Here is an 18,595-nt window from a genome sequence, read left to right on the forward strand (position 1 = left end):
CCGGAAGCAGAAGACGACCCCCGGGAGACCGACCATGAAGCCGCTGCTGATCGACGGGCAATGGGTGAACGCGCCCGACGCCAAGGCCAATATCAACCCCTCCGACACCAACGACGTCATCGAGCTCTATGCGCTGGCCAATGAGGCCCTCGCGCAGCAGGCCATCGAGGCGGCGGCCAATGCCTTGCCGAAATGGTCGCTCACCGGCCCGCAGACCCGCCACGACATATTGCGCCGCGCCGCCGACGAGATTCTCGCCCGCTGCGAGGAGCTGGGCCGCCTGCTCAGCCGCGAGGAAGGCAAGACGCTGAAGGAAGGCATTGGCGAGGTCACCCGCGCCGGCAACATATTCGGCTTCTTCGCCGGCGAAGCGCTGCGCGCGGGCGGCGAGCTGCTGCCATCCGTCAGGGACGGTGTCGGCGTCGAGATCACCCGCGAGCCCACCGGCGTCATCGGCATCATCTCGCCGTGGAATTTCCCGATCGCGATTCCCGCCTGGAAGATCGCGCCGGCGCTCTGCTACGGCAACACCGTGGTGTTCAAGCCGGCCGAGCTGGTGCCGGGCTGCGGCTGGGAGATCGCCGATATCCTCACCCGCGCCGGCCTGCCCGCCGGGGTGCTGAACTTTATCTATGGGCCGGGCTCGGTGGTCGGCCAAGCGATGCTGGAGAGCCCGCTCGTCGACGGCATCTCCTTCACCGGTTCGGTCGCCACCGGCAAGCGCGTGGCGGAGGCCTGCGCCCGCCATATGCGCCGCTGCCAATTGGAGATGGGCGGCAAGAACCCGCTGGTGGTGCTGGATGATGCCGATCTCGACATCGCCGCCGATTGCGCGGTGGACGGCGCCTTCTTCGCCACCGGCCAGCGCTGCACCGCCTCCTCGCGGCTGATCGTGAGCGAGGGCATCCATGACCGCTTCGTCGCGGCCTGCGTCGAGCGGCTGAACCGCCAGCGCGTCGGCGATGCCCTGAAGGCCGATTCGACCATCGGCCCGGTGGTGGACCAGAGCCAGCTCGACCAGGACATCTCCTATATCGATATCGGCCGCAGCGAGGGCGCCAGCCTGCACTGGGGCGGCGAGCGGCTGAACCGCGAGACGCCCGGCTTCTATCTGCAGCCGGCCTTGTTCGTGGACACGGCGCCGGCGATGCGCATCAATCGCGAGGAGATCTTCGGCCCGGTGGCCTCCGTGATCCGGGTGCGCGACTATGACGAGGCGCTACATGTCGCCAACGACACGCCGTTCGGCCTCGCCTCGGGCATCTGCACCACCAGCCTGAAGCACGCCCGGCATTTCCAGCGGCATTCGCAGGCCGGCATGGTGATGGTGAACCTGCCGACCGCCGGGGTCGACTATCACGTGCCGTTCGGCGGCCGGAAAGGCTCCAGCCTCGGCCAGCGCGAACAAGGTACGTATGCGAAGGAGTTCTACACCGAGGTGAAGACCGCCTATGTGCGGGGGTAGCTACGACCACGCATCCTTTTACCTCCCCCACGCTTCGTCATCCCGGACGGCCGTAAGGCCGATCCGGGATCGTAAGAAGGTGTTGCGCGGGACTTCACGCGATCCCGGCTCTCCGCTGCGCTCCGGCCGGGATGACGGCACACGATGGAGCCTAAAGGTTGCGCGGCTTCGGCTTCAGGCGAGGGCACCGCGGACCCGCCCCTTCCGCGTCGCCCGGCCCCGCACATAGCCCCAGCTCGCCTCCTGCTGGGCGATCGCCAGCAGGCGCTCCAGGAAGATGTGCTCGACCATGAGGGCGCGGATGGTGGCGCGCAGGTCGCCGTCGCAGACGGCGATCGCCTCGTCAATGTCCGCCTCGCTCACCTCGATCGGATCGCTCAAACCCGGTTTTGCCTCGCCCGCCATGCCCCGCCTCCTCGCCTGGGCGGCGATTCATGCCACGAGAACAAATGCGGAACAAGCGCGATCTGGCGTTACGCAGCTGCCTTTCAGTAGGCGGGCGGGTCGCTGGCGGGGAAGGACTCGTCGCCGGCCTCATCGACCTTGTCCCAGGTCGCCGGCGGGCTCTGCATCTCCTCGGGACCGGCATTGCGCGTCTCGCGCGGGCCGGCGGCCCCGCCGACCCGGCCCTCTTCCTCGATGCGCCGGTTATTGTGCATCCACAGCAGGGCCCCCATCGTTGCCGCCACCGTCATGACCGGGAACAGACGAACCGTCATAGCTGCGCTCCACCGTTGATTTCGCTGGGGAGAACGCGCCGGGACGGGCAGCGTTCCGGCCGGCGCGACCGATGTTCCCGGTCGACGTCGATGCAACGATTGTCACCGTCACGCGTTAAGCCGCATCATGGTCACACGCTGCAATTATTGCCCGGCACTTGCCCGCCCCATCGAGGTGCCCGCCGATGCGCAGGGGCAGATCCGCGTGTTGGAGACCATCGGCGAGGCCTCCGACTATATCGAGGCGTCGGCCTCCCCTGCCGATGATCCGAGCGTGCTCGACACGGTGCAGACGCTGCTGCGTGCCGCGCAATCCGGCTGGCCGGAAGACATTGCGGAGGCGACCGAGCAGCTCGAGCGCTATCTGCAAGCGCATCGCGCAGCCTGATCCGCCTCCACCAATCACCGCTCTCCGGCTACATCCATTTCGCCAGTGCGCGCAGTTCGCTTGCGGTCTGGCCGGAGTCGGCAATGACCTGCTTATAGTCGAGCGCGGTATAGGCGCCGGCGCGGCGCAGGATGCGGCCGTCCACCACCACGAGATCGACATTGCCGGGCTGGGCAAGGTTCACCAGCGCATCATAGGGATCGCCCATCAGCGCCATGTTTGGATCGCTGGTGCGGATCAGGATGATGTCGGCCCGCTTGCCCGGCGTCAGGCTGCCCACCTGCTTGTCGAGGCCAAGGGCGATTGCGCCATCGATGGTGGCGAGCTGGACTAGGCGCCTGGTGGTGAGCTTGCTCGGGTCGGGCATGCGGTGCTGGTACAGCGAATACAGCGTGCGCATGCAGCTGAAGCAGTCGCAATTGGAATTGGCGATGTGGTCGATCGACATGCTGACCTTGACGCCGGCATCGAGCAGCTCGCCGAGCTGGATCTCGCCGACCTTCGAGGCCCGGCGCGACTCGCCCTGCGGCGCGGTCGAGTAGCTGGTGCCGCGCGCGGCCAGGATCTGGCGCTCCTCCGGCGTGGTCAGCAGCGCATGCACCAGTTGCACGTCCGACCCCAGCAGCCCGGCCTCTTCGAGCAGCTTGATCGGGCTGGCGGACGAGGTGTGCATGGTGATGGGCAGGCCGAGATCGCGGGCCGCGCCCCAGTCGCGCTTCGCCATATCGGTAGTTATGAGACCGCGGCCGGGACTGGTGCCGCCGCCGATGTTGCGCGAGCAGATGCCGAGCGTGAGCAGCGGATTGTCGGGCAGCCACTCCTTCTTCACGCGGGCGAGGTCCGGGCTGTCCATCGGCAGTTCATTGGCATAGCCCTGCGGCGTGCCATAGGAGAAGCGGCCGCGTATGCCGACATCGCGCATCGCCCGCAATTCGGCATCGGCGTGCGCGGGGCTCCTCACATTGTGCGCCCAATTGTGGGTGGTGGTGATGCCCGCATAGAGCGCCTCGGCGAGGCCATGCTTCACCGCGCGATAGGAATGCTCCGGCTGGTAGAAGGTGCCGAGCGTCGCCGTCACCGGGAAGTAGCCGAGCTTGGGATTGTCCTCGCGCACCACCGGCCGGCAGGAGCTGGTCCACAGATGCCAGTGGGTCTCGACGAAGCCGGGCATGCAGATCATGCCGGCGCCATCGATCACCTCGGCGCTGGGCGCGTCGACATTCGCCGCCACCGCGATGATGGCGCCATCACGCACATAGACGTCGCCCACGGCGAGGTCGCCCAGCGCCGGGTCCATGGTCAGCACATTGGCGCCGCGGATGACGAACTCGCCGCGGGCGGGGAGCGCAGCCGCCGGCGCGGCAGCGCCGGCATTTGCCTGTGCTGCGGCTCGGCCGGCTGTCGCAGCGGCGGCGGTAAGTGCCGTCGCGCCGATGAGCACGTTGCGGCGATTGATGGAATTGGACGTCACGGTTTCCTCCGCCCCTGGTGGTTGGCCCACCGGCCTTTGCCTGACGGACGCTTTGGCGCGCTTCCGTCGGGGCGGCAGAGTAGTCATGCAATCGTTTGCGTCAAATCACGCTTGGTGTGAGGAGCGAGGACCGGGACGCCATTTTCTCAAATACAGCCACCTCATCCTGAGAGCCTGACTCGAAATTCGACGTATCCGTTGAGAGGAGCCCCTTTCCACCCTCATCCCCGGGCTTGACCCGGGGATCCAGACTTCAACCGGGTGCATGCGGAGGGGCTGGATCCCCGGGTCAAGCCCGGGGATGAGGGCAAATTGGAGTTTTCGGTCAGCCTCTGAGGTGCTCGGGCAACGCCCGAGCCTCGAAGGATGCTCGCGCAGATGGCCATCCCTCTGCTTCAGCATCCTTCGAGGCCGCCTACGGCGGCACCTCAGGATGAGATGGCTGTATTGGAGTCAGCCCTTCACGCTGCCAGATCGTCCAGCAGCTTGGCGAAGCGCCAGGTGACGCGGTCACGGTCGCGGTGGACGCCGCGCTCGACCAGCCGTTCGCCGCGCCGCCAGACGCAATCGATGGCGGGGCGCGGCGTCGCGAAGATCCAGCGGTCGAGCGCGGCGGCGTTCTCGCCGACCAGTTCGGCGTCGAGGCTGACCATGTCGGCGGCATTGCCCACGGCGATGCCCGAGGGGGCGCCGAGCGCCTGCGCGCCACCGGCGAGCGCGGCATCGAACAGCGCCGTGCCGGTCGAGCGCCCTTCCGCCATCGCCATCACGTTGCGGGCACGGCGTGCCAGGCGCTGCGAATATTCCAGCATGCGCAGTTCGCTCGCGGCATCGATGAGCACATTGGAATCCGAGCCGACGCCGTAGCGCCCGCCCGCGCCCACGAACGCATCCGCCGGGAAGATGCCGTCGCCGAGATTGGCCTCGGTGATCGGGCACAGGCCCGCCACCGCGCCGCTGTGCGCCAGCCGCACCGTCTCGGCATGGGTCATGTGGGTGGCGTGGATCAGGCACCAGCGCTCGCCAACCTCCGTCGTCTCGAACAGCAGTTCGACCGGCCGCCGTCCGCACCAGGCGAGGCAGTCATCGACCTCCCTGGTCTGTTCGGCGACATGGATGTGCAGCGGGCCACCCTGTGCCAGCGGCACGATGGCGGCGATCTCCTCGGCCGTGGCGGCGCGCAGGCTGTGCGGGGCGAGGCCGAGCACGGCGTCCGGCAAGCCGAGCAAGGCGCGGGCGCTCGCTTCCATCAGCCGGGCGAAGCTCTCGGGGTCGTTGATGAAGCGGCGCTGGCCGTTATTGGGCGGCTGGCCGCCGAAATTGCCGTGGGCATAGAACACCGGCAGCAGCGTCAGCCCGATGCCGGTGCTGGCGGCGGCGGCGGCCATGCGCCCGGCGAGTTCGCCGATATCGGCATAATGCGAGCCGTCACGGTCGTGATGCACATAATGGAATTCGCCGACGCGGGTGAAGCCGGCTTCCAGCATCTCGACATAGGCCATGTTGGCGATGGCCTCCATGTCGTCGGGATCGAGCCGGTCGAGCGTGCGGTACATCTGCTCGCGCCAGGTCCAGAAGCTGTCGCCTACCGGGCCGCGCACTTCGGTGAGGCCGGCCATGGCGCGCTGGAAGGCGTGGCTGTGCAGGTTCGGCAGGCCGGGAATGGCGACGGTGTAGCGCTCGTCCGCGTCCGCGGAATCGGTCCCGGCGGCGATCCCGGCGACAAGGCCGTTCGCGATTTCCACCGTCACCGCGTCCGCCCAGCCGGTGGGCAGCAAGGCGCGTTCGAACCACAGGCGCATCATGGTCACGGGCTTTCCCATCTGCTCTGGACAAGCCTCACGGCTGCGCTTTATGTATAGACATTATTGCCGCGGCTGCCAATGCGCCGCGCGAGCGCGAAGGCATGCAAATGCGTTGCGACCGGCTGTGGCGCGGGGCGAGACTGGCCACGCTCGCCCCTTCGAAAAGCGGGCTCGGCATTGTCGAGGACGGCGTCATCGCCGCCCGCGACGGGCGCATCGTCTTCGCCGGCAGCGCGCCTGAGGCGACGGGCCTCGAGGCCGACGAGATCATCGATTGCGAGGGCCGCTGGATCACTCCCGGCCTGATCGACTGCCACACCCATCTCATTTTCGGCGGCGACCGCGCCCACGAATTCGAGCTGCGGCTCGCCGGCGCCTCCTATGAGGAGATCGCCCATGCCGGGGGCGGCATCGTCTCCACCATGAAGGCGACGCGGGCGGCAAGCGAAGCGGACCTCGTCGCCAGCGCGCTGCCGCGGCTCGATGCGCTGCTGGCGGAAGGCGTCACCACCATCGAGGTGAAGTCGGGCTACGGGCTTTCGACCGACGCCGAGCTGAAAAGCCTGCGCGCCGCGCGGGCGCTGGCCGCCCGTCGCCCGGTCTCCGTGGCGACCACCTTCCTCGGCGCCCACGCGCTGCCGCCGGAAGCCGATGGCGACAAGGACGCCTACATCGCGAGCGTCATCGACGACATGCTGCCGGCGGTCGCCGGCGAGGGTCTGGCCGACGCGGTCGATGCCTTCTGCGAGGGCCTTGCCTTCTCGCCGGAGCAGGTCGCGCGCGTGTTCGAGGCGGCGAAAGCGCTCGGGCTGCCGGTGAAGCTGCATGCCGACCAGCTCTCGAACCTCCATGGCGCCGCCCTGGCCGCCCGCTTCGGCGCGCTGTCGGCGGACCATCTGGAGCACACCGACGAGCACGGCGCCGCGGCCATGGCGCAGGCCGGCACCGTCGCGGTGCTGCTGCCGGGCGCCTATTACTTCATTCGCGAGACCAAGGTGCCGCCGGTGGCGCTGTTCCGTGCCCATGGCGTGCCGATGGCGCTGGCGACCGACTGCAATCCCGGGACCTCCCCCCTCACCTCGCTGCTGCTGACGCTGAACATGGGCGCGACGCTGTTCCGCATGACCGTCGAGGAATGCCTCGCCGGTGTCACCCGCGAGGCGGCGCGTGCGCTCGGCCGGCTCGATGAGATCGGCACGCTGGAAGCCGGCAAGAGCTGCGACCTCGCCATCTGGGACATCGAGCGCCCAGCCGAGCTGGTCTATCGCATGGGATTCAACCCGCTCCACCGGCGGGTCTGGAGGGGTCGATGAAGTTTGTGGTCCTGACGCCCGGCGCGGTATCGCTCGCGCAGTGGCGCGCCATCTATCGCGGCGCCGGCCTCGCGCTCGATCCGGCCTGCCGGCCGGCGATCGCGCGGGCGGCGGAAGCGGTCGCCGCCATCGTCGCCAAGGGCGAGCCGGTCTATGGCATCAATACCGGCTTCGGCAAGCTCGCCAGCGTGCGCATCCCCGCCGCGGACCTCGCCACGCTCCAGCGCAATATCGTGCTCTCGCATGCCGCCGGCGTCGGCGAGCCGATGCCGCATCCGATCGTGCGGCTGATGATGGCGCTGAAGCTCGCCAGCCTCGCGCAAGGCGCCTCCGGCGTCGCGCCCGCCACCATCGCCATGCTGGAAGCCTTCCTGGAGCGCGGCCTCACCCCGATGGTGCCGTCGCAAGGCTCGGTCGGCGCATCCGGCGATCTCGCCCCGCTGGCGCACATGACGGCGACCATGATCGGCGTCGGCGAGATCTTCGTCGATGGGGCGCGGGTCCCGGCGGATATCGCGCTGGCGGATGCCGGGCTGACACCGCTTGCGCTCGGCCCCAAGGAAGGGCTGGCGCTGCTCAACGGCACGCAATTCTCCACCGCCAATGCGCTGGCCGGCCTGTTCGAAGCGGAGAACCTGTTCCGCTCGGCGCTGGTGACCGGCGCGCTTTCCACCGACGCCGCCCGCGGCTCAGACGCGCCGTTCGACCCGCGCATCCATGCGCTGCGCAAGCATCGCGGCCAGATCGAGACAGCGCACGCGCTGCGCAGCCTCATGGCCGGCTCGGCGATCCGCGCCTCGCACCTCATCGGCGACGAGCGGGTGCAGGATCCCTATTGCCTGCGCTGCCAGCCGCAAGTGATGGGCGCGGCGCTCGACCTGCTGCGGCAGGCGGCAGCGACGCTGGAGACCGAGGCCAACGGCGTTTCCGACAATCCGCTGATCTTCCCGGACACCGGCGAGGCGCTGTCCGGCGGCAATTTCCACGCCGAGCCGGTGGCGTTCGCCGCCGACATGATCGCGCTCGCGGTGTGCGAGATCGGCTCGCTGAGCGAGCGGCGCATCGCCATGCTGGTCGATCCCGCGCTGTCGGGCATGCCGGCCTTCCTCACGCCGAAGCCAGGGCTGAATTCCGGCTTCATGATCCCGCAGGTCACCGCCGCCGCGCTGGTCTCGGAGAACAAGCAGCGGGCCTATCCGGCAAGCGTCGATTCCATCCCCACCTCGGCCAACCAGGAGGACCATGTCTCGATGGCCGCGCACGGCGCGCGGCGCCTCGCCGGCATGGTGGAGAATGCGGTGTGCGTGGTCGGCATCGAGTTGCTCGCCGCCGCGCAGGGCTGCGATTTCCACGCGCCGCTGGCGTCGAGCGCGGTGCTGGAGCAGGTGCGCCGGATGCTGCGGGCGCAGGTGCCGCATCTCGACGACGACCGGCATTTCGCCCCCGACATGGAGGCAGCGAACGCTCTGGTGCGCTCCGGCGCGGTGGCCGGCCTGGCGGGCGGCCTGCTGCCGAACATCAGCGGGGAGTGATGGGGATGCCTTGTGGTCATACCCTAACCACCCTCATCCCCGGGCGTGACCCGGGGATCCAGACTTGGACCGGGTGCATGCGGGGAGGCTGGATCCCCGGGTCAAGCCCGGGGATGAGGGTTGGAGTGATGTGTGGGGAAGAAGGAGCAGCGGCATGACCCTCCCCTCCTTCATCCACATCCATCGCGGCACCGCGCCGCTCGTCGTCAGCCTGCCGCACACCGGCACCGAGATCCCCGACGAGATCGCCGGCGACCTCGTCTCGCCTTGGCTGGCGCGCAAGGATTGCGACTGGTGGATCGAGCGGCTATACGACTTCGCCGCCGATCTCGGCGCCACCACGGTGCGCACCAGCGTCTCGCGTACCGCCATCGACGTGAACCGCGACCCCTCGGGCGTCTCGCTCTATCCGGGACAGGCGACCACCGAGCTCTGCCCGACCACCACCTTCGACGGCGAGCCGCTCTACATCGAGGGCCGGGCGCCGGACATCGCCGCGCGCAAGGCGCGCTGGTTCGAGCCCTACCACGCCGCGCTCAAAGCCGAGCTCGACCATGCCCGCGCGGTCCACGGCACGGTGGTGCTGTATGATTGCCACTCGATCCGCTCGGTAGTCCCACGGCTGTTCGAGGGAACGCTGCCGCACTTCAACATCGGCACCAATGTCGGCGTGACCTGCGCCCCCGCCTTGCAGGCGCAGATCGAGGCGATCTGTGACGCCAGCGGGCTCAGTCGCGTCAGCAATGGCCGCTTCAAGGGCGGCTACATCACCCGGCATTACGGCCAACCGGCGGATGGCATCCACGCCGTGCAGATGGAACTCGCCTGCCGCGGCTATATGCGCGAGCCGCTCGGCCCGGTGAACGAGCCGGACTGGCCGACGCCGTACGATCCCGAATATGCAGCGCCGCTGCGCGCCGCCCTCATCGACATCTTCAAGGCCTGCCTCGCCTTCGCCCGCTCGGAAGGGAAAAGCTCATGACCCGCATCGACAACAACCGCGTCATCCGCGCCGCCCGCGGCACGGAGCTTTCGGCCAAGAGCTGGCTCACCGAGGCGCCGATGCGCATGCTGATGAACAATCTCGATCCCGACGTCGCCGAGCGGCCGGGCGAGCTGGTGGTCTATGGCGGCATCGGCCGCGCCGCCCGCGACTGGGAGAGCTTCGACCGCATCGTCGCCACGCTCAAGACGCTGGAGGCCGACCAGACGCTGCTGGTGCAGTCCGGCAAGCCGGTCGGGGTGTTCCGCACCCACAAGGATGCGCCGCGGGTGCTGATCGCCAATTCCAACCTGGTGCCGCACTGGGCGACCTGGGAGCACTTCAACGAGCTGGATAGAAAGGGCCTGGCCATGTACGGCCAGATGACCGCCGGCTCCTGGATCTATATCGGCGCGCAGGGCATCGTTCAGGGCACCTACGAGACCTTCGTGGAGATGGGCCGCCAGCATTTCCGCGGCAGCCTCAAGGGCAAATGGATCCTCACCGGCGGGCTCGGCGGCATGGGCGGCGCGCAGCCGCTGGCCGCGACCATGGCCGGCGCCTCGTGCCTCGCGGTGGAATGCCGGCCGTCGAGCATCGAGTTCCGGCTGCGCACCGGCTACCTCGACACCCACACCACCGACCTCGACGAGGCGCTGCGGCTGATCGAACAGTCCTGCGCGCAGGGCAAGCCGCTCTCGGTCGGCCTGCTCGGCAACACCGCCGAAGTGCTGCCGGAACTGGTGCGCCGCGGCGTGAAGCCGGACGTGGTGACCGACCAGACCTCGGCGCATGACCCGGTGAACGGCTATCTGCCCGCCGGCTGGACGCTAGCCGAATGGGAGGATCGCCGCGCCTCCGATCCCAAGGGCGTCGCCAAGGCAGCGAAGGCCTCGATGGCGGTGCATGTGAAGGCGATGCTCGACTTCCACCATGCCGGCATCCCCACCGTGGATTACGGCAACAACATCCGCCAGATGGCGCTGGAGGAAGGCGTGACCAACGCCTTCGACTTCCCCGGCTTCGTGCCGGCCTATATCCGCCCGCTGTTCTGCCGCGGCATCGGCCCGTTCCGCTGGGCGGCGCTGTCCGGCGATCCCGAGGACATCGCCCGCACCGACGCCAAGGTGAAGGAGCTGATCCCGGACAATGCGCATCTGCACAACTGGCTCGACATGGCGCGCGAGCGCATCAAGTTCCAAGGCTTGCCAGCGCGCATCTGCTGGGTCGGGCTCGGCGACCGCCACCGGCTCGGCCTCGCCTTCAACGAGATGGTGCGGACCGGCGAACTGAAGGCGCCGATCGTGATCGGCCGCGATCATCTCGATTCCGGCTCGGTGGCCTCGCCGAACCGCGAGACCGAGGCGATGCAGGACGGCTCCGACGCCGTCTCCGACTGGCCGCTGCTCAACGCCCTGCTGAACACCGCCTCGGGCGCGACCTGGGTGTCGCTGCATCATGGCGGCGGCGTCGGCATGGGGTTCTCGCAGCATGCGGGCATGGTGATCTGCTGCGACGGCACCGCCGACGCCGATGCCCGCATCGCCCGGGTGCTGTGGAACGACCCGGCGACCGGGGTGATGCGCCACGCCGATGCGGGCTACCAGGTTGCGATCGACTGCGCGCGCGAGCACCAGCTCGATCTGCCGGGGATATTGGCCTGATCTCGCGGGCGGGACGGGCGGGACAGGACCCGCAATAATTTCTTCGACGAGGCTGGACTAACGCGGTCGCCAGCCCCGTATACGTTTCATGAGGTCGCAGAAGCCCAGCTTTGATGTCATCGGCCAGTTGTCGGCGCTGCGCCGCTATGCGCGCTCGCTGACGCGCGACGAGCATGATGCCGAGGACCTCGTGCAGGACACGCTGGTCCGCGCCTATGAGCGGCGCGCCGGGTTCGACACGTCGCGCAACATCCGGGTCTGGCTGCTCTCGATCCTCCACAATGCCTTCATCGACGGCGGCCGGGCAAAGCGGGCGGAGGCGAAGCGCGTGCTCCACGCTGCCGAACTGGCGCCCGGCGCGGAAGGCCCGGCGCAGGAACATCATGTGCGGCTCGCCGACGTGCGCCGCGCCTTCCTCGATCTGCCGGACGAACAGCGTTCAGCGCTGCATCTCGTTGCCATCGAGGGCCTGAGCTACGCCGAGGCCGCCAATGCCCTCGGCATTCCCTCCGGCACGCTGATGTCGCGGCTGGCGCGGGCGCGCGCCACGCTGCGCGCGCTCGAAGAGGCCGAGGGCCGCTCCCGATCCGACGCCCCGCCGCGTCCCAGCCACCTGAAAATCGTCGGAGGTTCGGATGAACCATCTTCCTGACCCCGTCTCCGAAGACGATCTGCAGGCCTATGTCGACGATCAGCTCGCCGTGGCGCGGCGTATCGATGTCGAGGCCTATCTGAGCCGTCACCCGGCCGAGGCGACCCGCGTCATGGCGCACCTGCGGGTGCGCGATGAACTCCGCCTCGCCTTGGCCGAGACCACCGCGCTGCGCGACGCCACCACCACGGATGCCGCCCGCCGGCTGGAGAGCGGGCTCTCGCGCGGTCGGCTGGTGTCGCAGCTCCGCCGGGCCGCCGCGATTGCCTTCCTGGTCGGAGCCGGCTGGCTGGCCCATGCCTATTCCGGGCCGTTCGGCGTCAGCGAGGTGGTGGCCTCGAGCCTGCCGCCGTCCTACGTCTCCGAGGCGGTCATGGCCCATCGCACCACGCTGGTGCGCGCCGCCATGCACTCGCAGCCCGCGGTGCGCGACTACGATCCCGCCGAGATCCGGGCGGCCACCGCGATCCAGCTCCCCGCCTTGCCGGCGAACTGGGAGGTGACGGACGTGCAGGTCTTCCCGTCCGCCTTCGGGCCGAGCGTGGAGATGGCCATCCGCACGGCGCAGTTCGGCACGGTTTCGCTGTTCGCGGTGCGCCCCGGCAGCTTCGACGTCGTGCCCGCGACCCTGGTCGCGCGCGACGAGCTCGCCGCCGCCTACTGGCAGATCGGCGAGGTGGCCTACGCGCTGGTGGCGAAGGCGGATTCCCGCGAGCTCGACAAGGCCGCGACCGGCCTAGCCAAGTCCCTCTATTGACGTCGCTTTACTGAACATCCCCGGAGGAGAACGGACATGAACACGCCGAATTACGGCTACGGCTTGAAGAGCGTCGCCGGCCACCTCGACCAGGCCCAGTTCGACGAGGGCCTGCGCCGGCATATGCTGCGGGTCTATAATTATATGGGCCTCGGGCTGGTGCTCACCGGCGCGGTCGCCTTTTTCGTCGGCAGCACGCCGGCGCTCTATGTGCCGATCTTCTCCACCCCGTTGAAGTGGGTGGTGATGCTGGCGCCGCTGGCCTTCGTGCTGCTCTTCTCGTTCCGCATGCAGTCCATGTCGGCGAGCGGGGCGCAGGCGATGTTCTGGGCGTTCTGCGCGGTGATGGGGCTGTCCATGGCCTCCATCTTCCTGGTCTTCACCGGCACCAGCATCGCCCGCACCTTCTTCATCGCGGCCACGATGTTCGGTGCGACCAGCCTCTATGGCTACACCACCAAGCGCGACCTCTCGCAGTTCGGCTCGTTCCTGATGATGGGCCTGATCGGCGTGGTGATCGCCAGCGTGGTCAACATCTTCCTCGGCTCGACCATGCTGCAGTTCATCGTCTCGGTGGTCGGCATCCTGGTCTTTGTCGGCCTGACCGCCTGGGACACCCAGTCCATCAAGGAACAGTACGCCGACAATTTCGACGCCGAATCCCAGCAGAAGCTCGCCGTGTTCGGCGCCTTCTCGCTCTATCTGAACTTCATCAACATCTTCCAGCTGCTGCTGAATTTCACCGGCGAGCGGGAATGAGCCTATCCCACGCGACAATCGGAGCACTATGAGAATGGAAAACCAGGATCGCCAGGCCATTGAGGGGCTGTTCTCGCGCCTCGGCGAGGTGGAGCGCCAGGCGGCTGCGCGCGATGCGCAGGCCGAGGGCTTCATTCGCGAGCGCATCTCCCAGCAGCCGGGAGCGCCCTATTTCATGGCCCAGACGATTGTGATGCAGGACTACGCGCTGCAGCAGGCGCAGGCGCGCATCCAGCAGCTCGAACAGCAGCAGCAGGAGGCGGACGAGCGTCCGGCCGCCGGCGGCGGCTTCCTGTCGGGAATGTTCGGCGGCGGCCAGAGCGCGCCGCGGCGTTCCTCAGTGCCGACCTCCGGCCGCACCCCCCTGGCACGTGACGTGCCGATGGGCGCGCCGCAGATGGGCGGCCCTGCGGGCGGCATGCAGATGGCGCCGGGCGCGATGGCCCAGCCGGGCCGTGGCGGCGGCTTCCTCGCCGGCGCCGCGCAGACCGCGATGGGCGTTGCCGGCGGCGTAATGCTCGGCAATGCGCTGGGCGGCATGTTCGGCGGAGGCGAAGCCAAGGCGGCAGAACCGGCGGCGGCAGAGCCCGCCCCAGCGCAGCAGCCGCAGGAACCGGCGGCGGCCGAGGAGGAAGGCGGCTTCTTCGACGGCTGGTTCGGCGGCGACGAAGAGAACTGATCGATCTTCATCACGAGGCGGAGGGCCGGCACGGGCCGGCCCTCCGCCCGGCAATTGTGGGCGCCGCGCGCCGGCGCTCGACAATTAAGTCTAGACAAATAAGATCGTCCTCGCACTGAGGAGGACGTTACATGGCGCGTCAGGACAAGCTGAAGCTCGGCACTTTCGTCTACACCTTCGGCTATAATCCGGCGGGCTGGCTGCATCCTGCGAGCGACGTCAACGGCGCCAATGATTTCGCCCATCTCCTGAAGGTGGCGCAGATCTCGGAAGCCGCGAAATTCGACTTCATGTTCATGGCGGATTCCCCCGCCAGCGCCGTCGGCGACCCCGAAGCGCTGTGCCGGCTGCCGACCAAGATGAACCGCTTCGAGCCGCTTACCCTGCTGGCGGCGCTGGCCGCCACCACCTCGCGGCTCGGCCTGGTCGCCACCGCCTCGACCTCCTATTACGAGCCCTACAATCTCGCGCGCATCTTCGCCTCGATCGACCACCTCAGCGGCGGGCGCGGCTGCTGGAACGTCGTCACCTCGGACCATGACGAGACCGGCTACAATTTCAACCGCGAGGGGCTCGACCCGCACGCTCTGCGCTATGAGCGCGGCAAGGAATTCGTCGATGTGGTGTTCGGGCTGTGGGACAGCTTCGAGCGTGACGCGCTGCTGCTCGATCGCGAGAGCGGCGTCTATTACGACAAGGACAAGCTGCACACGCTGAACCACAAGGGCCCGCATTTCCAGGTGCGCGGCCCGCTCAACATCGCCGCCTCGCCGCAGGGCCGGCCGGTGATCGCGCAGGCCGGCGGCTCGGAGGCTGGCATCGAGCTTGCGGCCGAGACCGCCGAGATGGTGTTCTCGCTCGCTTCCAATCTCCAGCGTAGCCGCGACTTTTACGCCACGCTGAAAGGGCGCATGGCGAAGTTCGGCCGCCAGCCGGACGAGTTGAAGGTGATGCCGGGCGTCGTCATCAATGTCGGGCGCACCGAGGCCGAGGCGCGCGCCAAGGTCGACTTCCTGCTCGACCAGTTGCACCCCGATGTCGGCCGGCAGATGCTCGCCGAATTCCTGGAGGCCGACCTCTCCGGCGTGCCGCTCGACCAGCCATTCCCCAGGGATCGCCTGCCCGCCGCGCCGAAGGGCTCCAAGGCGCTGTTCGACGAACTGACCGACTTCGTCATGAAGGGCCACACGGTGGGCGAGCTGATCCGGCTGTTCGGCGAGAAGCACACTGGAAACGGCATCACCGGCACGCCGGCCCAGGTCGCCGACTTCATGGAGGAGTGGTTCGAGGCCCGCGCCGCCGACGGCTTCATCCTGATGTTCCCGACGCTGCCCTCCGCACTGGAGGATTTCGTCGAGCTGGTCGTGCCGGAGCTGCGCCGCCGCGGGCTGTTCCGCGAGGAATATGAGGGCACGACGCTCCGGGCGAACATGGGATTGTCCATGCCGGAGAACCGTTATGCGCAGGCCCGCCGCCAAAGCCAGGCGCCGCGCGAGGCGGCGTCATAGCGCGGCTCACGCCGAGTATCTTCCCAGCCTGCGCGATGCCATAGTGCGCGCATAGCGAGCGGTCGGCGCGCGGATCGTCCTGGGGGGCAGGCGATGAAGCAATGGCTTGCATGGGTGGGCGGCGCGCTGGCGGCGATCGCGCTGGTCGTGTCGCAGACCGACGCGATCCTGACCTTCGCCGCCAAACGGCTCGGACCCTATCTGGCCCCCTATTTCACGACCACGACCACGGTCACCGTCAAGCTCGATCCGGCGCTCGATACGGTCGTCGACGTCATCGTCGCGGATCCCGCGAACGCCAATCGGGCGCTGCTGGTCGGCCAGGCGCGGCGCAATGCGGATGCCCGGCTCAACGTGCCGGTGAATGTGCGCTACGTCGTGGCCTGGCAAGGCGAGGGGCTGAAAGCCGGCACCGGCGAATTGTGGGCGGTTGACGGCGCCACGTACAGCCTCGCCTTGATCGGCAAGGACGACGAAGGGACCAGGATGGGCCTGCGCCGCACCGATGCGCCGGCCACCGCACCGTCGACGAGCGAGCCCAGTGCCGATCTGCTGCTGTCCGGCCGTGCCGCCCGCGCCGTCGACAATCCCGCGGCTGGGGTCAATTCGAACGCCCTCCCCGAACTCGACCGGGCGGTGGCGGTGGTCGGGCTGTTCGAAACCGGCACCACGGACTGTGCGCGTCGCCTGGCGATCGTCCCCGGCGGCATCAGCGGCGGGCGCTCGCTGGCGGTCGGATGTGTCGGCGCCATGGCACCGGGGTGGCTGACGCCGGTGCTGAAGCGGCTTGATGGCAGCCCCGGCGCCATCGAACACCTGTTCGGCGACGATGCCACGGCGGCCCGCACGCTGCTGGGCGGTGGCGGCATCAATGAAGCCGACGTGCGGCGCGTGAGCAGGCGGCTCGCGGAAATCCCAGAGTTCTGGATCGCCTATCAGGGGAGCGTGCTCGACGCCTATGCGCAGGCGACGGCGCTGGCGCGAACCGCAGGCTTCGCCAGCGAGCGCGGACGGCTCCTCGTCTTCGACCGCATGGCCAATAGCGGCGTTGGCAGCGTGAACCGCGCCATCGCCCGCTATGCCGAGCTCTTCCCCGACGACGCGCCCAACCGGCCGACGGACGAGGCGTCCCGCCTCAAGGCATTCGGCGACATCTTCAAGGCGCAGGTACGGCCATCGGGCTACGCCGGCATCATCACTGCCCGCATCGACACCATCGTGAGCGGCAAGGGCTCGGTGCGCGGCATCAGCTTCTCGCTCGACCAGCTCGGCGTCCCGGCGACGCCGTGAGCGCGAGGACCGCAAGAACCACCTCATCGTGAGGTGCCCGGCGTCAGCCGGGCCTCGAAGGATGCCCCCCGATGATCGTCTTCCGCTTCAACATCCTTCGAGGCTCGCTATGCTCGCACCTCGGGATGAGGTTGTTGGGTGGGCACAGATGCGAGGCCGCACCAATATTGTCTATACATATTCACCCATGCTAGAGAGCCGCCCTGCCACCGCGCCCCATGCAGCGACGGGCTTGGCGGGCAAATTGCAACGCTGGCGGCGGGCATAGGGAAACGCATGTTCAACACCGCCATCGTCCTCAAATCGCTGCCGATGCTGCTGGAAGCATCGATCTGGACGGTGGTCTATTCGCTCTCCTCGGTTGCCATCGGCTTCTGCATCGGCACGCTGATGTGCGCGGCCGGCCTGTCGCGCTCGCCGGTGATGCGCCGGATTACCGCTTTTTACGTCAGCTTCTTTCGCGGGGTGCCGCTACTGGTGCAATTGCTCATCGCCTATTACTGCCTGCCGCTGATCGGGGTGAACGTGCCCTCCTCGCTCGCCGCGGTCGGCACGCTGGCGTTGTGCACCGGGGCCTATAATGCCGAGATCCTGCGCGGCGGCTTCCTCGGCATCCCGCCCGGGCTGATCGAGGCGGCGCGCATGGTGGGCCTGTCGCATGCGCAGATCCTCACCCGCATCCAGGTGCCGCTGGCGGTGCGCCTGACGCTGCCTTCGCTGGTCAACGAGACCACGATGATGGTGAAGGCCTCCTCGCTGATCTCGGTGGTCGGCGTGCTGGAGCTGACCCGGCTGGCCCAGAACATCGCGACCTCGACCTTCCAGCCGCTGGAGATCTACGCCACGGCGGGCATCATCTATTTCATCATCAATGGCGTGATCTCACTGCTCGGCACGGCTGTGGAGCGGCGCTTCGACGTGGAGAAGGCGGCATGACCTTCCATCCCGCCATCCTGCTCGACAATTGGCGCGACATACTCGACGGCATGGCGCTGACCATCCTGATCTGGGTGATCGGCACGGCATTCGGCCTGGTCATCGGGCTGGTGGTGGCGGTGCTGCAGCTCTTCACCAACCGCTTCGTCGCCGCGCCGCTTACCTTCTATGTGGCGCTGATGCGCGGCACGCCGTTCCTGATCCAGCTCTTCATCATCTATTATGGCGGTCCTTCCTTCGGGCTCGATCTGACGCCGCTGACCGCCGGCATTGCCGGGCTGGCGCTCTATGGCGGCGCCTATTTCTCCGAGATCTTCCGCGCCGGCTTCCTCTCGGTGCCGCCCGGCCAGATCGAGGCCGCGGAGATGATGGGCATCTCGAAGCTCGACATCATCCGCCACGTCCAATTGCCGCAAATGCTGGTCATCATCCTGCCGGCGCTCGCCAACATGACGGTGCTGCTGTCGAAGGAGACCGCCGTGCTCTCGGTCATCACCGTGAACGAGTTGACCTCGGTGGTGCAGTCGATCGGCTCCACCACCTTCGCCTTTGCCGAGACACTGTTGTTCCTCGCGCTGGTCTACTGGGCGTTCCTGGAGATCGTCACCTCGCTGGCGCGGCGGCTCGAAAAGCGTGTCGGCCGCTTCACCCTGCGCCTCCAGCACTGACCGGACC

At 68.2% G+C, this 18,595-nt stretch carries 18 protein-coding genes; 14 read left to right on the forward strand and 4 right to left on the reverse strand.

Going from position 1 to position 18,595, the window contains the following annotated elements; genetic code table 11:
- The first annotated feature begins 34 nt into the window (after positions 1-34).
- Positions 35-1,465: an aldehyde dehydrogenase family protein gene (locus G3545_RS07415; RefSeq protein ID WP_170011284.1), complete on the forward strand. Its 1,431-nt coding sequence runs from the start codon at positions 35-37 to the stop codon at positions 1,463-1,465.
- 174 nt (positions 1,466-1,639) lie between these two features.
- Here the strand turns inward: G3545_RS07415 and G3545_RS07420 are convergent, their stop codons facing one another.
- Both G3545_RS07420 and G3545_RS07425 read right to left on the reverse strand, forming a co-directional pair.
- Positions 1,640-1,870, reverse strand: a complete 231-nt coding sequence (locus G3545_RS07420) for a hypothetical protein (RefSeq protein WP_170011286.1) — start codon at positions 1,868-1,870, stop codon at positions 1,640-1,642.
- Positions 1,871-1,953: 83 nt separating this feature from the next.
- Positions 1,954-2,184, reverse strand: a complete 231-nt coding sequence (locus G3545_RS07425) for a hypothetical protein (protein WP_206151394.1) — start codon at positions 2,182-2,184, stop codon at positions 1,954-1,956.
- A 127-nt stretch (positions 2,185-2,311) separates the two neighbouring features.
- Between G3545_RS07425 and G3545_RS07430 the strand changes: the two genes are divergently transcribed.
- The gene (locus G3545_RS07430) at positions 2,312-2,572 is read left to right on the forward strand and encodes a hypothetical protein (protein WP_170011287.1); all 261 of its coding nucleotides are present in this window, start codon (positions 2,312-2,314) and stop codon (positions 2,570-2,572) included.
- A 28-nt stretch (positions 2,573-2,600) separates the two neighbouring features.
- Here G3545_RS07430 and G3545_RS07435 read toward each other — a convergent pair whose 3' ends face one another.
- Together G3545_RS07435 and G3545_RS07440 are read right to left on the reverse strand one after the other, a co-directional pair.
- Positions 2,601-4,043, reverse strand: coding sequence for an amidohydrolase family protein (locus G3545_RS07435; protein WP_206151395.1), 1,443 nt, complete (start codon positions 4,041-4,043; stop codon positions 2,601-2,603).
- Between the two features lie 461 nt (positions 4,044-4,504).
- Positions 4,505-5,848 (reverse strand): formimidoylglutamate deiminase, encoded by a 1,344-nt coding sequence (locus G3545_RS07440; RefSeq protein ID WP_170017953.1) that lies wholly within the window; start codon positions 5,846-5,848, stop codon positions 4,505-4,507.
- Between the two features lie 101 nt (positions 5,849-5,949).
- Here G3545_RS07440 and hutI point away from each other — a divergent pair, with 101 nt between their 5' ends.
- The 12 genes from hutI (at position 5,950) to G3545_RS07500 (ending at position 18,588) form a co-directional block, all read left to right on the forward strand.
- Positions 5,950-7,161, forward strand: a complete 1,212-nt coding sequence (gene hutI / locus G3545_RS07445; protein WP_206151396.1) for an imidazolonepropionase — start codon at positions 5,950-5,952, stop codon at positions 7,159-7,161.
- Positions 7,158-8,693: a histidine ammonia-lyase gene (gene hutH, locus G3545_RS07450; RefSeq protein WP_170011289.1), complete on the forward strand. Its 1,536-nt coding sequence runs from the start codon at positions 7,158-7,160 to the stop codon at positions 8,691-8,693. Before hutI ends, hutH begins: the two co-directional genes overlap by 4 nt.
- Before the next feature lie 154 nt (positions 8,694-8,847).
- Positions 8,848-9,675 carry an N-formylglutamate deformylase gene (gene hutG / locus G3545_RS07455; protein WP_170011290.1) on the forward strand — a complete coding sequence of 276 codons (828 nt, stop codon included), beginning with the start codon at positions 8,848-8,850 and terminating at the stop codon, positions 9,673-9,675.
- On the forward strand, positions 9,672-11,339 hold the full coding sequence (hutU, locus tag G3545_RS07460) for a urocanate hydratase (protein WP_170011291.1): 1,668 nt from the start codon (positions 9,672-9,674) through the stop codon (positions 11,337-11,339). The genes hutG and hutU overlap by 4 nt, the downstream gene beginning before the upstream one ends.
- Before the next feature lie 88 nt (positions 11,340-11,427).
- A complete protein-coding gene (locus G3545_RS07465) occupies positions 11,428-11,991 on the forward strand; it encodes a sigma-70 family RNA polymerase sigma factor (RefSeq protein ID WP_170011292.1) in 564 nt (187 codons plus the stop codon).
- On the forward strand, positions 11,975-12,748 hold the full coding sequence (locus G3545_RS07470; RefSeq protein ID WP_170011293.1) for an anti-sigma factor: 774 nt from the start codon (positions 11,975-11,977) through the stop codon (positions 12,746-12,748). Before G3545_RS07465 ends, G3545_RS07470 begins: the two co-directional genes overlap by 17 nt.
- A gap of 36 nt (positions 12,749-12,784) precedes the next feature.
- A complete protein-coding gene (locus G3545_RS07475) occupies positions 12,785-13,507 on the forward strand; it encodes a Bax inhibitor-1/YccA family protein (protein WP_170011295.1) in 723 nt (240 codons plus the stop codon).
- Positions 13,508-13,541: 34 nt separating this feature from the next.
- On the forward strand, positions 13,542-14,186 hold the full coding sequence (locus G3545_RS07480) for a DUF2076 domain-containing protein (protein ID WP_170011297.1): 645 nt from the start codon (positions 13,542-13,544) through the stop codon (positions 14,184-14,186).
- Positions 14,187-14,317: 131 nt separating this feature from the next.
- Positions 14,318-15,694, forward strand: a complete 1,377-nt coding sequence (locus tag G3545_RS07485; protein WP_170011299.1) for an LLM class flavin-dependent oxidoreductase — start codon at positions 14,318-14,320, stop codon at positions 15,692-15,694.
- A gap of 93 nt (positions 15,695-15,787) precedes the next feature.
- Positions 15,788-16,984: a hypothetical protein gene (locus G3545_RS07490; RefSeq protein WP_170011301.1), complete on the forward strand. Its 1,197-nt coding sequence runs from the start codon at positions 15,788-15,790 to the stop codon at positions 16,982-16,984.
- A gap of 276 nt (positions 16,985-17,260) precedes the next feature.
- Positions 17,261-17,920, forward strand: coding sequence for an amino acid ABC transporter permease (locus tag G3545_RS07495; protein WP_170011303.1), 660 nt, complete (start codon positions 17,261-17,263; stop codon positions 17,918-17,920).
- A complete protein-coding gene (locus G3545_RS07500) occupies positions 17,917-18,588 on the forward strand; it encodes an amino acid ABC transporter permease (RefSeq protein ID WP_170011305.1) in 672 nt (223 codons plus the stop codon). The genes G3545_RS07495 and G3545_RS07500 overlap by 4 nt, the downstream gene beginning before the upstream one ends.
- The last annotated feature ends 7 nt before the right edge of the window (positions 18,589-18,595 follow it).

The sequence above is a fragment of the Starkeya sp. ORNL1 genome, assembly GCF_012971745.1.
Classification (GTDB): domain Bacteria; phylum Pseudomonadota; class Alphaproteobacteria; order Rhizobiales; family Xanthobacteraceae; genus Ancylobacter.

Coding starts and splice junctions, on each gene's coding strand:
- G3545_RS07495 (WP_170011303.1), top strand. CDS start 17,261: ATGTTCAACACCGCCATCGTCCTCAAATCGCTGCCGATGCTGCTGGAA.
- hutI (WP_206151396.1), top strand. CDS start 5,950: ATGCAAATGCGTTGCGACCGGCTGTGGCGCGGGGCGAGACTGGCCACG.
- hutH (WP_170011289.1), top strand. CDS start 7,158: ATGAAGTTTGTGGTCCTGACGCCCGGCGCGGTATCGCTCGCGCAGTGG.
- G3545_RS07500 (WP_170011305.1), top strand. CDS start 17,917: ATGACCTTCCATCCCGCCATCCTGCTCGACAATTGGCGCGACATACTC.
- G3545_RS07485 (WP_170011299.1), top strand. CDS start 14,318: ATGGCGCGTCAGGACAAGCTGAAGCTCGGCACTTTCGTCTACACCTTC.
- G3545_RS07465 (WP_170011292.1), top strand. CDS start 11,428: ATGAGGTCGCAGAAGCCCAGCTTTGATGTCATCGGCCAGTTGTCGGCG.
- G3545_RS07475 (WP_170011295.1), top strand. CDS start 12,785: ATGAACACGCCGAATTACGGCTACGGCTTGAAGAGCGTCGCCGGCCAC.
- hutU (WP_170011291.1), top strand. CDS start 9,672: ATGACCCGCATCGACAACAACCGCGTCATCCGCGCCGCCCGCGGCACG.
- G3545_RS07415 (WP_170011284.1), top strand. CDS start 35: ATGAAGCCGCTGCTGATCGACGGGCAATGGGTGAACGCGCCCGACGCC.
- hutG (WP_170011290.1), top strand. CDS start 8,848: ATGACCCTCCCCTCCTTCATCCACATCCATCGCGGCACCGCGCCGCTC.
- G3545_RS07420 (WP_170011286.1), bottom strand. CDS start 1,870: ATGGCGGGCGAGGCAAAACCGGGTTTGAGCGATCCGATCGAGGTGAGC.
- G3545_RS07425 (WP_206151394.1), bottom strand. CDS start 2,184: ATGACGGTTCGTCTGTTCCCGGTCATGACGGTGGCGGCAACGATGGGG.
- G3545_RS07440 (WP_170017953.1), bottom strand. CDS start 5,848: ATGATGCGCCTGTGGTTCGAACGCGCCTTGCTGCCCACCGGCTGGGCG.
- G3545_RS07480 (WP_170011297.1), top strand. CDS start 13,542: ATGGAAAACCAGGATCGCCAGGCCATTGAGGGGCTGTTCTCGCGCCTC.
- G3545_RS07490 (WP_170011301.1), top strand. CDS start 15,788: ATGAAGCAATGGCTTGCATGGGTGGGCGGCGCGCTGGCGGCGATCGCG.
- G3545_RS07430 (WP_170011287.1), top strand. CDS start 2,312: ATGGTCACACGCTGCAATTATTGCCCGGCACTTGCCCGCCCCATCGAG.
- G3545_RS07470 (WP_170011293.1), top strand. CDS start 11,975: ATGAACCATCTTCCTGACCCCGTCTCCGAAGACGATCTGCAGGCCTAT.